The 12,999-nt window shown below is 70.5% G+C and carries 15 protein-coding genes; 11 read left to right on the forward strand and 4 right to left on the reverse strand.

Going from position 1 to position 12,999, the window contains the following annotated elements; translation table 11 throughout:
- Window positions 1–102 precede the first annotated feature (102 nt).
- From KBO27_RS02320 to KBO27_RS02335, 4 genes are all read left to right on the forward strand, one after another.
- Window positions 103–885 (forward strand): cytochrome c biogenesis CcdA family protein, encoded by a 783-nt coding sequence (locus KBO27_RS02320; RefSeq protein ID WP_132671813.1) that lies wholly within the window; start codon window positions 103–105, stop codon window positions 883–885.
- A complete protein-coding gene (resB, locus tag KBO27_RS02325) occupies window positions 885–2,510 on the forward strand; it encodes a cytochrome c biogenesis protein ResB (RefSeq protein ID WP_210968314.1) in 1,626 nt (541 codons plus the stop codon). The genes KBO27_RS02320 and resB overlap by 1 nt, the downstream gene beginning before the upstream one ends.
- Window positions 2,510–3,508, forward strand: coding sequence for a c-type cytochrome biogenesis protein CcsB (gene ccsB, locus KBO27_RS02330; protein ID WP_132671811.1), 999 nt, complete (start codon window positions 2,510–2,512; stop codon window positions 3,506–3,508). The genes resB and ccsB overlap by 1 nt, the downstream gene beginning before the upstream one ends.
- 194 nt (window positions 3,509–3,702) lie before the next feature.
- Entirely contained in the window at window positions 3,703–5,172 is a 1,470-nt protein-coding gene (locus KBO27_RS02335) for an AAA family ATPase (protein ID WP_210968315.1), read from the forward strand.
- Window positions 5,173–5,396: 224 nt separating this feature from the next.
- Here the strand turns inward: KBO27_RS02335 and KBO27_RS02340 are convergent, their stop codons facing one another.
- Together KBO27_RS02340 and KBO27_RS02345 are read right to left on the reverse strand one after the other, a co-directional pair.
- On the reverse strand, window positions 5,397–5,594 hold the full coding sequence (locus KBO27_RS02340; RefSeq protein WP_210968316.1) for a hypothetical protein: 198 nt from the start codon (window positions 5,592–5,594) through the stop codon (window positions 5,397–5,399).
- Window positions 5,595–5,917: 323 nt separating this feature from the next.
- Window positions 5,918–6,142: a BldC family transcriptional regulator gene (locus KBO27_RS02345; RefSeq protein ID WP_093414319.1), complete on the reverse strand. Its 225-nt coding sequence runs from the start codon at window positions 6,140–6,142 to the stop codon at window positions 5,918–5,920.
- A gap of 196 nt (window positions 6,143–6,338) precedes the next feature.
- Here KBO27_RS02345 and KBO27_RS02350 point away from each other — a divergent pair, with 196 nt between their 5' ends.
- The 7 genes from KBO27_RS02350 to KBO27_RS02380 all read left to right on the forward strand — a co-directional run bounded on the left by KBO27_RS02350 (window position 6,339) and on the right by KBO27_RS02380 (window position 10,722).
- Window positions 6,339–6,713, forward strand: coding sequence for a DUF4229 domain-containing protein (locus KBO27_RS02350; protein WP_307870201.1), 375 nt, complete (start codon window positions 6,339–6,341; stop codon window positions 6,711–6,713).
- Window positions 6,710–7,807, forward strand: coding sequence for an L-cysteine desulfhydrase Cds1 (cds1, locus tag KBO27_RS02355; RefSeq protein ID WP_210968317.1), 1,098 nt, complete (start codon window positions 6,710–6,712; stop codon window positions 7,805–7,807). Before KBO27_RS02350 ends, cds1 begins: the two co-directional genes overlap by 4 nt.
- 37 nt (window positions 7,808–7,844) lie before the next feature.
- Window positions 7,845–8,411, forward strand: coding sequence for a DUF3558 family protein (locus KBO27_RS02360; RefSeq protein ID WP_210968318.1), 567 nt, complete (start codon window positions 7,845–7,847; stop codon window positions 8,409–8,411).
- Window positions 8,412–8,633: 222 nt separating this feature from the next.
- Complete coding sequence (locus KBO27_RS02365; protein ID WP_210968319.1) at window positions 8,634–8,963, forward strand: hypothetical protein; 330 nt, start codon at window positions 8,634–8,636, stop codon at window positions 8,961–8,963.
- Between the two features lie 11 nt (window positions 8,964–8,974).
- Window positions 8,975–9,790 (forward strand): WXG100 family type VII secretion target, encoded by an 816-nt coding sequence (locus KBO27_RS02370; protein ID WP_307870202.1) that lies wholly within the window; start codon window positions 8,975–8,977, stop codon window positions 9,788–9,790.
- 13 nt (window positions 9,791–9,803) lie between these two features.
- Entirely contained in the window at window positions 9,804–10,232 is a 429-nt protein-coding gene (locus KBO27_RS02375) for a hypothetical protein (protein WP_210968320.1), read from the forward strand.
- A 16-nt stretch (window positions 10,233–10,248) separates the two neighbouring features.
- Window positions 10,249–10,722, forward strand: coding sequence for a hypothetical protein (locus tag KBO27_RS02380; protein ID WP_210968321.1), 474 nt, complete (start codon window positions 10,249–10,251; stop codon window positions 10,720–10,722).
- Window positions 10,723–10,769: 47 nt separating this feature from the next.
- Here KBO27_RS02380 and KBO27_RS02385 read toward each other — a convergent pair whose 3' ends face one another.
- Window positions 10,770–11,642: a 1,4-dihydroxy-2-naphthoate polyprenyltransferase gene (locus KBO27_RS02385; RefSeq protein ID WP_210968322.1), complete on the reverse strand. Its 873-nt coding sequence runs from the start codon at window positions 11,640–11,642 to the stop codon at window positions 10,770–10,772.
- 35 nt (window positions 11,643–11,677) lie between these two features.
- The gene (gene menE / locus KBO27_RS02390; protein ID WP_210968323.1) at window positions 11,678–12,847 is read right to left on the reverse strand and encodes an o-succinylbenzoate--CoA ligase; all 1,170 of its coding nucleotides are present in this window, start codon (window positions 12,845–12,847) and stop codon (window positions 11,678–11,680) included.
- Window positions 12,848–12,999 lie beyond the last annotated feature (152 nt).

Genomic DNA, 12,999 nt, shown 5'->3' on the forward strand with positions numbered 1-12,999 from the left:
GTGCGGGGTTCGTGCCTGGGCATCGCGTTCACCTGGGGGTTCGTGGGCTGGTTCACCGAGCCCGGTGCGTGAGGGCGACGTCGGCTTTCCTACCCTCGAAGCGTGAACCCCACCGAGCTCGCCGCGTCCGGACCGCTGTTGTTCGCGGCGGCGATCGCGGCGCTCGCCGGGGCGATCAGCTTCGCCTCGCCCTGCGTGGTCCCGCTGGTGCCCGGCTACCTGGCGTACCTCGCCGGTGTCGTGGGCGCCGACTCGCCGCCGGTCGATGAAGCCGAAGCCGAGGAGAACCGGCGCGGTCGCTGGCGGGTCGCCGGAGCCGCGCTGCTGTTCGTGGCCGGTTTCAGCGTCGTGTTCGCGGCCGGAGCGCTGTTGCTGCTCGGGGTGTCCGACGCGCTGCTGACCAACGAGCTGCTGCTGCAGCGCATCGGCGGCGTCGTCACGGTCGCGATGGGCCTGGTGTTCCTCGGCCTGATCCCCGCCCTGCAGCGCGACGTGCGCGTGCACCGCGTGCCGCGCGCCGGGGTGTGGGGCGCGCCGCTGCTCGGCGCGGTGTTCGGCCTCGGCTGGACCCCGTGCCTGGGACCGACCCTGGTGGGCGTCATCTCGGTCGCCGCCGGAACCGATGTGGACACCGGCACCGCGCTGCGCGGAATCCTGCTGGTGCTCGCCTACTGCGTCGGCCTCGGCGTCCCGTTCGTGCTGCTGGCGCTCGGCGCCCGCTGGGCGGTGCGCAGCGCGGGCTGGCTGCGGCGGCGCGGCCGCGCGATCCAGATCGCGGGTGGAGTGCTGCTGGTGGTGGTGGGCCTACTGCTCGTCACCGGTTTGTGGGGAGAGCTGATCTCGATGCTTCGTGGCCCGATCGCCGGATTCGAGACGCCGATCTGATGCGCGACCACCTCACGACCGCCCTCGCATTCCTGCGCAACACCTGGCGCGGGCTGACGTCCATGCGCACCGCGCTGGTGCTGCTGTTCTTGCTGGCCATGGCGGCCCTGCCGGGCGCGCTGATCCCGCAGCGCTCGCTGAACCGGTCCGAAGTGGACAAGTACTTCCAGCAGCACCCAGACATCGCGCCGCTGCTGGACAAGATCGGCATGTTCGAGGTCTTCAGCTCGGTCTGGTTCGCCTCGATCTACGTGCTGCTGTTCATCTCGCTGATCGGCTGCCTGCTGCCGCGCTGCTGGGAGTACTACAAGCAGTGGCGCAGCAAGCCGGTCCGCACCCCGCGCAACCTGGGCCGGCTGCCGCACCACGCGGAGAAGACGCTCGACGACACCTCGGTCGACGAGGCCATCGCCGCGGCCAAGACCCGGCTGCGCGGCTGGCGGATGGTCGAGCACACCGAGGCCGACGGAGCCCGGTCGATCAGCGCCGAGCGCGGATTCCTCCGCGAGGTCGGCAACCTCGTGTTCCACTTCGCGCTGGTCGGGCTGCTGATCGGGCTCGCGGGCGGCAAGCTCTACGGCTACGAGGGCCAGGTCATCGTGGTCGCCGACGGCTCCGAGTTCTGCAACTCCGGCACCTACAACTACGACTCGTTCCGCGCGGGACTGTCGGTCGACGGCACCCAGCTGTCCCCGTTCTGCGTCAAGGTCGACGACTTCGACGTCGACTACCAGCCCAACGGCCAGGTGGCCAACTACCGCGTGGGCATGCAGTACCAGTCCGGGGAGGGCCTGGAGACCAACACCTGGCAGCCCTACACGCTGCAGGTCAACCACCCGCTGCGCACCGCCGGAGACCGGATCTACCTGACCGGCAACGGCTACGCGCCCCGGTTCACCGTGACCTGGCCGGACGGCCAGCAGCGCACCAGCCTCGTGCAGTGGCAGCCGATGTCGCCGCAGACGATGCTCTCGCAGGGCGCCACCAAGTTCGACCAGCCCGGCGTCACCGACGAGGTGCAGCGCAGGCAGAGCCAGCTGGCCATCACCGGTCTGTTCGCGCCGACCGCGGCGTTCGACGGCAAGATCCTCAGCTCCGGGTTCCCCGACCTGCTGGACCCGACCGCGGCCATCGACGTGATGCGCGGCGACCTGGGCCTGGACTCCGGACGCGGGCAGTCGATCTTCGGTGTCGACCAGTCGATGGTCGAGCAGGGCAGGCTCAACCGGGTCGCCCGCGAGAACGTCCGCGTCGGCGAGGAGATCCGCCTCGACGACGGCACCACGGTCCGCTTCGACGGAGTCGAGCGCTGGGCGAACCTGCAGGTCTCGCACGACCCGTTCCAGACATCGGTGCTGGCCTTCGCGGTGCTCATCATCTTCGGACTCGGCACCTCGCTGATCGTCAAGCGCCGCCGCATCTGGGTGCGGGCTGCTCCGCACCCGGAAACCGGCGAAAGCCCCGCCGCGCGTACCGTTGTCGAGGTCGGCGGGCTCGCCCGCACCGACCAGGCCGGGTACGGCGAGGAGTTCGCCCGGATCGCCGATGACCTGCTCGGTGCGGATGTCGACCACTCGCCCCAGCCCCGCGCGGACGCTGGGACCGCGCGCGAAAGGAAGAGCTGATGCCGGTCAACGAGACGCTGTCGAACTACAGCGACATGGCCTACGCCACCTCGGTGGTCATCTACATCGCGGCGATGCTGCTGTACTTCGGCGAGTTCGCCTACGGCAGGGTCGCCACCGCGGCCCGCACCCGCGAAGCCGCCCTGGTGGGCGCGGAGAAGTCGTCCGAGGCCAAGGACGTCGTCGGCCACGTCCCGGCGCAGCCCAAGCGGCCGCTGGCCGAGCGGCTCGGCGGCATGGCCGTGTCGATGACCGTGCTCGGCGCGCTGGTGCACTTCGGTTCCCTGCTGACCCGCGGTCTGGCCACGGGTCGCGTGCCGTGGGGCAACATGTACGAGTTCGGCTCGGCGATCTGCCTGGCGGCCGTGGTGGCCTGGCTGATCGTGCTGTTCCGGCAGCTGCGCAACGCCCGCCGCGAAGCCACCCCGGCCCAGCTGCGCGGCCTCGGCGGATTCCTGATGCTGCCGGTGACGCTGCTGCTGTTCCTGTCCGGCACCGTGCTCTACGCCGAAGCCGCGCCGCTGCAGCCGGCGCTGCAGTCGTACTGGATCGTCATCCACGTCGCCGCCGCGATCGTCTCCAGCGGCGCGCTGCTGTTCGCCGGTGTCGCCAGCGTCCTCTACCTGCTGCGCTGCCGGTACGAGAACAACCCGCTGAAGATGGCCAAGTTCGGTTCGCGGCTGCCCACCAGCCAGGCGCTGGACCGGATGGCCTACCGCGCCACCGTGATCATCTTCCCGGTGTGGACCTTCGCGATCGTCGCCGGTGCCATCTGGGCGGAGGCCGCGTGGGGCCGCTTCTGGGGCTGGGACCCCAAGGAGACCTGCGCGTTCATCGCCTGGATCGTCTACGCCGCCTACCTGCACGCGCGCGCGACCGCGGGCTGGCGCGGGGTGCGCTCGGCGTGGATCAACGTCCTCGGCCTGGCCGTGATGATCTTCAACCTGTTCTTCGTCAACCTCGTCGTCACGGGTCTGCACTCCTACGCCGGGCTGTGAGCAGCACTCGATCCGGCGTTCGCAGGAGTGCGACGGCGCGTTCGGCTCGCAGCCGTGGCGTGAATCGCGTTTGGTGACCTGAGAAACCCGCGGCGCCTACCTGCCACCTATGGTGACTAGGGGGTATGTGTGGGTTTAGGTTGCTGTGCGCAAGCGCTGCACAGCTCGGCTCGAACGTTGGAGGGACGGCGACGGTGACGGGACAGTACGAAGAGCCCGAGACGAGGCGGGACGTCGGTGCCGTCTCCCCGCAGGCCGACGGCCCGGCCGGCACCGAGGCCGGGAGCAAGAGCGGCAACGGCTCCTACACCGACCCGGAGACGCGGCCGCACCAGCCCAAGCCGGTTCCCGAGCACCCCGAACCGTCGTACGTGGACCCGTCGCAGCCCGACGTGTCCGGCCCTTACCCGGTCGCGGACACCCCGCAGCCGTACTACCCGAGCGGAGCGCCGGTGTACCCCGACCCGTCCCAGTCAGGTCCGCACCCGCAGCAGCAGCCGTGGCCCGGTTACCCGGGGACCCAGTCCGGTCCCCACCAGGTCTCGGGCCCGCACCAGGTCTCGGGTCCCCACCAGGTCACCGAGGGCGGCTCCGGGCCGGTTCCGGTGAGCCCGTACGCGCCCGTCTCGGGCGGTCCGTCCGGACCGTTCCCGACCGGCCAGCCGTACCCGCAGCAGCCGCCCCAGCAGCCCGGCCCGCAGCAGCCCGGTCACCAGCAGCCGCAGCCGAACGCCGACCTGTCGTCCGCGCAGCTGCTGCGGCAGACCAAGCGGCCGCCGCAGTCCGGCTGGCGCAAGGCCGTCTACATGGCCAGCGGCAAGACGGTCAACCTCGGCGAAGGACCGACCGACCGGCGACGCCGCGAGCTCATCACGCGGATCAACCAGCCGCTGCAGGGCTGCTACAAGATCGCGATGCTCAGCCTCAAGGGCGGCGTCGGCAAGACCACCGCGACCGCCACGCTCGGCGCGACCTTCGCCTCGCTGCGCGGCGACCGCGTCATCGCCGTCGACGCCAACCCGGACCGCGGCACGCTGAGCCAGAAGATCCCGCTGGAGACCACCGCGACCGTCCGGCACCTGCTGCGCGACGCGCACCGGATCCGCCGCTACAGCGACGTCCGCTCCTACACCTCGCAAGGCCCGAGCCGACTGGAAATCCTCGCCAGCGAGCAGGATCCGGCCGTCTCCGAGGCGTTCAGCGAAGACGACTACCGGCGCACCGTGACGCTGTTGGAGCACTTCTACAACGTGGTGCTCACCGACTGCGGCACCGGCCTCATGCACTCGGCCATGAAGGGCGTGCTGGACGTCGCCGACTCGCTGGTGATCGTCTCCTCCAGCTCGATCGACGGCGCCCGCAGCGCATCGGCCACTTTGGACTGGCTCGACGCCCACGGCTACGGCGACCTGGTCTCTCGCTCCGTCGCCGTCATCAACTCCGTGCGACCCGCATCCGGCAAGGTCGACGTGGACAAGCTCGGCGCCCACTTCGCGTCCCGCTGCCGGGCCGTCTCCCGCATCCCGTTCGACCCGCACCTCGAAGAAGGCGCGGAAGTCGAACTCGACCAGCTGGCGGCTCCGACGCGGATGGCGTTGCTGGAACTAGCAGCAATGGTCGCCGACGACTTCCCCCACGCCCCTGGGCGTCAGGCTCAGTCGTAAGACTCCGTGGCCGGGTTGCTCAGCGGTGCGGGTAGCGGAACCTCAGACGCCTTCTGGCTCCGGGATCCGCGACTTGAGTATTAACGGATACGCGGCGCTGCGGCTGTCCTCACCAGAAGACGTCTGAGAACCCGCGGCGGTGCCTGTTGCTTGCTCGGGGTACCGAGAAAGCGGCTTCCCCGCTTGCCTGACGGGCTCGGGCTGCTTGACGGGGTTGGGCTTGGTTACTTGAGGCCGCCGTCTTCGTCCGTCGGGCGCTTGTTCTTGCGTTGTTCTTCGGCGATCTTGCGGAGGAATTCCGGGTCGTCGTCGGGGGCGACCGGGGCTCTGCGGGCGCGCGGTGCGGCGACCTGCGGGCCGAACGCCTTCCACATCAGCACAGCGATGGTGAGCGCGCCAATGGCGGCGAGGGCATAGATCATCGTGGCCACCTCCAACCGTTCCGCTTACGACACTAGCCAATCAGAGCCGGCGGTGTCTTTGTCCGGAGGTGTCCGGTTCGAGCGGGGTCCCTGGTGACGCCTCGCGGACGTGCGAGGTGTCACCAGGGACGGCGGTCGTCATCGGCCGGCCGCCCAGCGATCTTCGACTTGGTGCAGCGATTCTCGGCTGTTGCGACTGCTTCCTCCGGCGCCTGCCGCGGTGCCCGGGGCACTCACCACGAGGGGTTTGGCAAGTGGGCCTGCGCACCGCCGCGTTGACTTCCGCGCCGCTTCGAGATGGTCGCCGCTGCCGGACCGGTCGGTCAGGCGGTGCGGTTCACATCGTTGGTCAGCTCGGCCAGCAGGGTGCGGACCTCAGACTCGCGGAAGCGACGGTGGCCACCGGGGGTGCGGATCGAACCGATCCGGCCGGCGGTCGCCCATCGGGTCACGGTCTTGGGGTCGACCCGGAAGAGCGCCGCGACCTCACCCGGGGTGAGGAGCTGCTCCTGACCGTTCTGGCGAGGCTGCTGAGTCGACGCGGTCACGTGTGACCTCCACTTTTTGCGATAACTGGTATTCGGGCATTCCGGTCGCAATCGTGGCACCTCAGGGGTCAGGTACTCGAACGTTTGGGTTTAGGTAAAGGGAAGGTAAGGGACGAAAACGGCGCTTCGGGCGCTCCGACCTGCGGTCCCCGGACGCCGGGCCGATCGTTCCCGAGGGTGCTCTACCCTGGATGACGTGCGGGAACAGCAGGAGACGAGAACCGACGAGCCCGAAACCGCGGTCGCCGCGACCTCCGGAGCGGGCCCTGAGCAGCCGACCGGCGAGACGTCCGAGGTCAAGCCCAACCTGGCCCGCGACCTCGCGCTCTACACCGCGGCCCGGTTCGGCCTGGTCGCGGTCGTGGCGGTGCTGCTGATGCTGGCCCAGGTGCCGGTCCTGGTCGCCATCGCGGTGTCTGTCGTCGTGGTCATGCCGCTGTCGCTGCTGGTCTTCGGCAAGCTCCGGCGCCGCGTCGCGGTGGGCATGGCCGAGCGCACCGCGGACCGCCGCGAACGCCGTGAGCAGCTGCGCGCCCAACTGCGCGGCGACGCCCCGGCGGATGCCGAATGACCAGCGACATCGACCGCTCCTGCGAGCGCACGCGGGCCTGGACCAGCGAGGCCGTCCGGATCATCGAGGCCGACGCGAACCGCAGCGCCGACACCCACTTGTTGCGGTACCCGCTGCCCGCCGAGTGGGGGATCGACCTCTACCTCAAGGACGAGTCAACACATCCGACCGGTTCGCTCAAGCACCGGCTCGCCCGTTCGCTGTTCCTCTACGCCATCTGCAACGGCTGGGTGACCGAGAACACACCGGTGATCGAGGCTTCGTCCGGATCGACGGCGGTCTCGGAGGCCTACTTCGCCCGACTGCTCGGACTGCCGTTCATCGCGGTGATGCCCCGGTCCACCAGCGGCGAGAAGGTCGCGCTCATCGAGTGGCAGGGCGGTCGCTGCCACTTCGTCGACGAGCCCGGCGCGATCTACTCCGAGTCCCGGCGGCTGGCCTCCGAGCTCGGCGGCCACTTCATGGACCAGTTCACCAACGCCGAACGCGCCACCGACTGGCGGGGCAACAACAACATCGCCGAGTCGATCTTCGAGCAGCTCGCGCTCGAACCGCACCCGGAACCTGCCTGGATCGTCGTCGGCGCGGGCACCGGCGGCACCAGCGCCACCATCGGCCGCTACCTGCGCTACCGCAGGCTCGGGACCCGGTTGGCCGTCGTCGACCCGCAGCGCTCGGTGTTCTTCGAAGCCTGGCGCGACAGCGATCCCTCGCTCACCAGCGATTCCGGCTCGCTCATCGAGGGCATCGGCAGGCCCAGGGTGGAACCGTCGTTCATCGGGCAGGCCATCGACCGGATGATCAAGGTCCCGGACGCCGCCTCCATCGCGACCATCCGCTGCACCGAGCAGGTCCTCGGACGCCGCGTCGGCGGCTCGACCGGGACCAACCTGTGGGGCGTGTTCGCGCTGATCTCCCAGATGCTCGCCGAGGGCCGCGAGGGCAGCATCGTCACGCTGCTCTGCGACGGCGGCGAGCGCTACACCAACACCTACTTCGACGACCGCTGGGTCGCCGAGCGGGGCATGGACCTCGAGGCGCCGCGCAAGATCCTGGACCACTTCCACAGCACCGGCGAGTTCCAGGCAGACTAGGGCCGCACGTCGACGATCTTGCGTGGGAGGAGGTCCGGTGGTCGCCAAGCGCCTGCTGATCAGCGCGGTGCTCTGCAGCGCCGCACTGACCGGCTGCACCGCCGTGCAGCAGGTGGTGCCCAGCCCGCCGTCCTCGCAGCCCACCACCTCCGAGGAGTCCACGGCGACCAGCACGGCACCGTCGATCACCCGCGACGTTCCGCCGGAGCAGCGGCGGATGCTGGGATCGATGTCGGCGCAGGAGCTGTGCGGCCTGGTCCGGCCGGACGAGATCGCGGCCCTGGCCTTCGAGGTCGAGCCCGGGCGGGCGCGCGAGGTGGGGATCCAACCCTCGGTGCGCGGCTGCGGGTTCCCCGACCGCAGCGGCGGGCGGGAAGTGCTCATCGGAGCTCAGGCCCCCGGTTTCGCCGACCTGGGGACCGAGGAGGTCGAGCTGGGGGCCGTTCGCGGCACGCAGGTCCTGCGGGCCGACGGCTGCACCGTCTACGCCCCCGTCGCGGGAGCCACCCTGCAGATCGTGGTGATCGCCGACCAGGCCGACACCGACCAGTGCCGCATCGCTTCGGACGTCGCCCAGTACGTGCTGCCCGCCGTGGTCGCGTGACGAGGAAGATCTCCAACTCGTAACGCTTCGCCGGAAGCTCGTTCGCGGTCTGACCGGATCGGTTCGAATTCTCGCGACTGGGGGAGTTCGCACGCGCGTGGGGCCGAGCGCGTGACATCGCCCGGACGAGCCGACGAGATCACCGCGTCGCCGCCCGGATGCGGTCTTCGTTGCGCGCGGGTTCGTCAACGCACTCCCCGGACGGCGAGCAGAGGGGGTGGGATGGCGGGGAATCTGCGGGTGATCCCGTCGGAGCTCAACGGCTTCGAGGGACTTCTCGAACGAAACACCGGGCATTTCAAGAAGATCGGCGAGTGGGCCGAGAGCACCGCGTCCGACACCAGCGGTTTCACCGGCTTGATGGTGGTGCTGGTCCCGGCCGTGGAGGCGGTCACCGCGCTCTACGGGGAAACGCTCCAGCTGGCGCATTCGGCGCTGCGGAAGGTGAGGGAAGACCTCGCCGAAACCGCCTCGGAGTACGAGGAGATCGAGCGGAAGGTCGTCCTCTCGCTCCAGAAGATCCAGTCCGATCTCGACGAGATCAAGGTCTGAGGGGGCGGGAAGTGGCTTCGTACGACGACGCCGAGGACCCGCTGGCCCTGCTCGAAGCGGATCCGAGCAAGAGCGACCAGGACTCGTTGCAGCAGGCCGTCGAGGACGCCGGCTGGCAGGTGCAGGCGGTCAACTGGGTCTACGAGCAGGTCACCGGCGAGAACCTGATCGAGCAGCTGATCTCGCCGATCACCGGGGACTTCTCCAAGATCGAGGCCAACGCCGAGGCGTGGAACCAGATCGGCGAGGCCCTGCGCGCGGTCCGCAACAACCTCAACCAGGGCATCAGCGACCTGCGGGAGAGCTGGGACGGCTCCGGTGCCGTCGCCTTCGAGACGCTGCTGGTGAGCACCTGGACCGTCGCGCTCGAAGGCGACGCGATGCTGGCGCAGCTCGTCGGTCAGGGCTTCCAGAAAGCCGCCGAGATGTCCCGCCGGATGACCGACAAGGCGCTGGAGCTGATCAAGAAGCTGGTCGACCGGCTCATCGAGACGGCGTCCACCGGCTGGATCCCGGTCGCCGGCTGGGCGAACGTGGTGCGCAACGTCGAGAAGTGCGTCGAGATCGTGCTGGCGGTGCTGGAGCTCTTCGAGGCCCTGCGGCAGATGTACGACTCGGTGGTCCAGCTGGTCGACTCCATCAGGGGAGCGGGCACCAACCTAGCCAAGATCACCGACGCCAACAGCCTCGGCGACGTGGTCAACGTCGGGATCCAGGCCAAGGACGACATCACGGCCGTCACCGAGGCGACCTCCGGGGCGCGCGGCTCGGCGACCGGCGTGCGGCACTCCGCCGCAGGCGTCCGGACCGCGGCGGGAAGCATCTGAGCGGGGGGCTGCGATGAGTCAGGACTGGAAGACACCGGAAGTCCGCGCGGCCGAGGAGATGGTCGAGGAGCGGATGCGCCAGGCCGAGCAGGCGCTGGCCGAGGCGACCAGGTTCGAAGCCGAGCTGCCGGAGGTGAAGCTCACCGACGGGCGGATCGAGGAGATCCAGCAGCACGTCCGCAACGGCAACGCGCCCGCGGAGATCGCCGCGTTCCAGCGCCGCGTCAACGACGGCGAGTGCAGCTGGCGCGAGGTCGCCGACGGCACCGCGTTCCGCGACGAATCGGTGCGCGCGGCCTTCGCCGCGAGCGTGCGGAACATGCAGCAGGCCAAGGAGATGCTCGACGCGGGCTACGACGCCGCGACCGTCATCGCCCACGACCCGAACCGGCCCGCTGACGCCGGTTACGACGACGAGCCGCCGGACTCGTTCCTGCGGTGAGGGGGATCGAACGACGATGAACCGCACGACGTTGCTCGGCATCACCATCGGATGGGCGGTGCTGGTCGGCCTGATCGCCGCGGTGCTCCTCGGGATGGCCATGTTCAGCGGTACCTCGCTGGCCAAGTCCACGACCGCGTCGGGTTCTTCGGGACCGGCCCACACGTGGGACGGCGAGCCGATGATGATCACCAGCTCGGACAAGAAGACGGCGGTCTGCCACGTCGTGCCCGAACGCGGTGAGGCGCGCGACGTGACCAGCTACCGCGCCGAGAGCCGGTACCAGGTCAACCGGATCACGCCCTGGTTCTCCGGTTCGGCGAAGATGACCTGCACCACGCCCGTGCGGATCCGCACCGGGTCGCAGGTGACCGTCTACGAGCTCGCCACCAAGAACCGGATCGCGCAGCTCGGCGTCGCGGTGGTCGCCGTCGCGCCGTTCCTCGCGGTCGGCGTGTTCGGCCTGGGAACGCGCAAGACCCACGCCTGATCGAGCGGTGTCCCGCAGCGGTGCGCCCGCCGCGGGACACCACCGCGTCAGCCGAAGGCCAGCGCCAGACCCGTGATGGCGCCCCAGGCCAGCATCGCGAACCCGGTGTCCCGGACCGCCGGGATCAGGTAGCGGCCGGTGGCTCCGCGCACGACCGCCCGCAGCGGGATGAGCAGCAGGGGCAGCGCCAGGAAGCCCAGCAGCACCCAGGAGTTGCGCAGGCCGATCAGAACCGTGATCACGAACGGGACCAGCGCCAGGGCGGTGTAGAGCGTGCGGGTGTCGCGGTCGCCGAGCATGACGGCGAGGGTCCGCTTGCCCGTGACCCGGTCGGAGGGGATGTCGCGGAGGTTGTTGGCCACCAGGACGGCGCAGGACAGCGCGCCGACGCCCACGGCGGCACCGATGCCGAAGCCCGAGACCGTCCCGGCCTGCACGAACATCGTGCCGAGCACGGCGATCAGGCCGAAGAACACGAAGACCGCGAGCTCGCCCATCCCGGCGTAGCCGTAGGGCTTGCTGCCGCCGGTGTAGAACCAGGCGCCCGCGATGCACAGGGCGCCGATCGCCAGCATCCACCACTGACCGCTCAGCGCGACCACGCCGAGCCCGGCCACCGCCGCCACGCCGAAGCACGCGAAGGCCGCGTTGCGCACCGCGCCCGGCCGCGCGGAACGCGAGCCGACGAGGCGGAACGGGCCGACGCGGGAGTCATCGGTGCCGCGGATGCCGTCGGAGTAGTCGTTGGCGAAGTTCACCCCGATGATCAGGCTGACCGAGACGGCCAGCGCCAGCAGCGCGATCAGCGGGTCGAACTCGTCCACTCCCGCGGCGGCGCCGGACCCGGCCAGCACCGGCGCGATCGCATTCGGGAAGGTGCGCAGACGGGCACCCTCGATCCATTGCGCGACAGTCGCCATGAGCCTCATCTTCGCTCACGCGGCAAGTCCCTCGGCTAGCAGGTCAGCTGCTCGGCGAGCGCGCGCCGGTCCGGTTTGCCGGGGCCGCGCAGCGGCAGCTCGTCCACCAGCGCGATGCGCTTCGGGGTGGCCACGGCGCCGAGGCGTTCGCGAACGGCGGCGCGCAGGGCCTCCTCGTCCGGCCGGGCGGCGGGATCGGCCACGACGGCCGCCACCACCGCCTGCCCCCACTCCGGGTCGGGAACGCCCAGCACGCAGACCTCGTGGACGCCCGGCTGCTCGGCCAGGACCCGCTCGACCGGCAGCGGCGCGACCTTCTCCCCGCCGGTGATGATCATGTCGTCGGCGCGTCCGAGGACTTCCAGCCGGCCGTCGGCGAAGCGACCGAGGTCGCCCGTGCGGAACCAGCCGCCCGCGAAGGCGGCGGCGTCCGGCTGGTTGCGGTAACCCCTGGCGAGCATGGGCCCGGCGAGCCGGATCGGCCCCGGCTCGCCGTCCACGTCGACCTCGGTGATGTCCAGCGGCACGCCGTCGTAGACGCAGCCGCCGGAGGTCTCGCTCATGCCGTAGGTGGTGGTCACCCGGACGCCGCTGTCCCGCGCCCGGGCCAGCAGGGCGGGCGGGGTGGCGGCGCCGCCGAGCAGCACCGCGTCGAAACCGCGCAAGGCGTCCAGGCCCTCGCCGCCGTCGTTGAGCAGCCGGGACAGCTGGGTCGGGACCAGGGCCGTGTAGCGCGGGCGGTCCGAAGCCGGCAGCTCGCGGGCCGCCGCGGCGAAGTTATCCGGGCGGAAGCCGTCGGCGGTGTCGACCGCGCGCGGGGTGGTGCCCGCGATCAGCGCGCGGACCAGGACCTGGATTCCGGCGACGTGGTGCGCGGGCATCGCCAGCAGCCACTCGCCCGGCCCGCCGAGCCTGCGGTGCGTCGCCTCGGCCGAGGCGCGCAGCGAGCCGGCGGGCAGCAGCACGCCCTTGGGGGTGCCGGTCGAGCCGGAGGTGGCGATGACCAGGGCCGTCGGGTCGTGCTCGGCGTCCTCGCCGGGGTTCAGCGGCCCGATCAGGTGCTGCGCCTGCCCGGGGGCGTCGGCCGCGACCGGCAGCAGCGCGGGGCCTTCACCGTCCAGCGCGCGGCGCAGCGCGGGCAGCACTTCCAGCGCGCCGGTCCCCGGGGGGACTGGGAGCGGCTGGAGTTCCCGGGGCTTCGGCATGAGACCCATTCTCGGTACCGGAGCCGGTGCCGACTCCGCCGGTGGCCCGAGAGCTTCGCCACTAGCTCACCTGTTCGAGCGATCAAGTGTTCGAAAGAACCGGTCGATGTTCTTGGTGTGAGCGGAAGGAGGAGGCGATGTTTCTCGTGTTC

It is taken from the genome of Saccharopolyspora endophytica, assembly GCF_018070075.1.
Taxonomy (GTDB): domain Bacteria; phylum Actinomycetota; class Actinomycetes; order Mycobacteriales; family Pseudonocardiaceae; genus Saccharopolyspora; species Saccharopolyspora endophytica.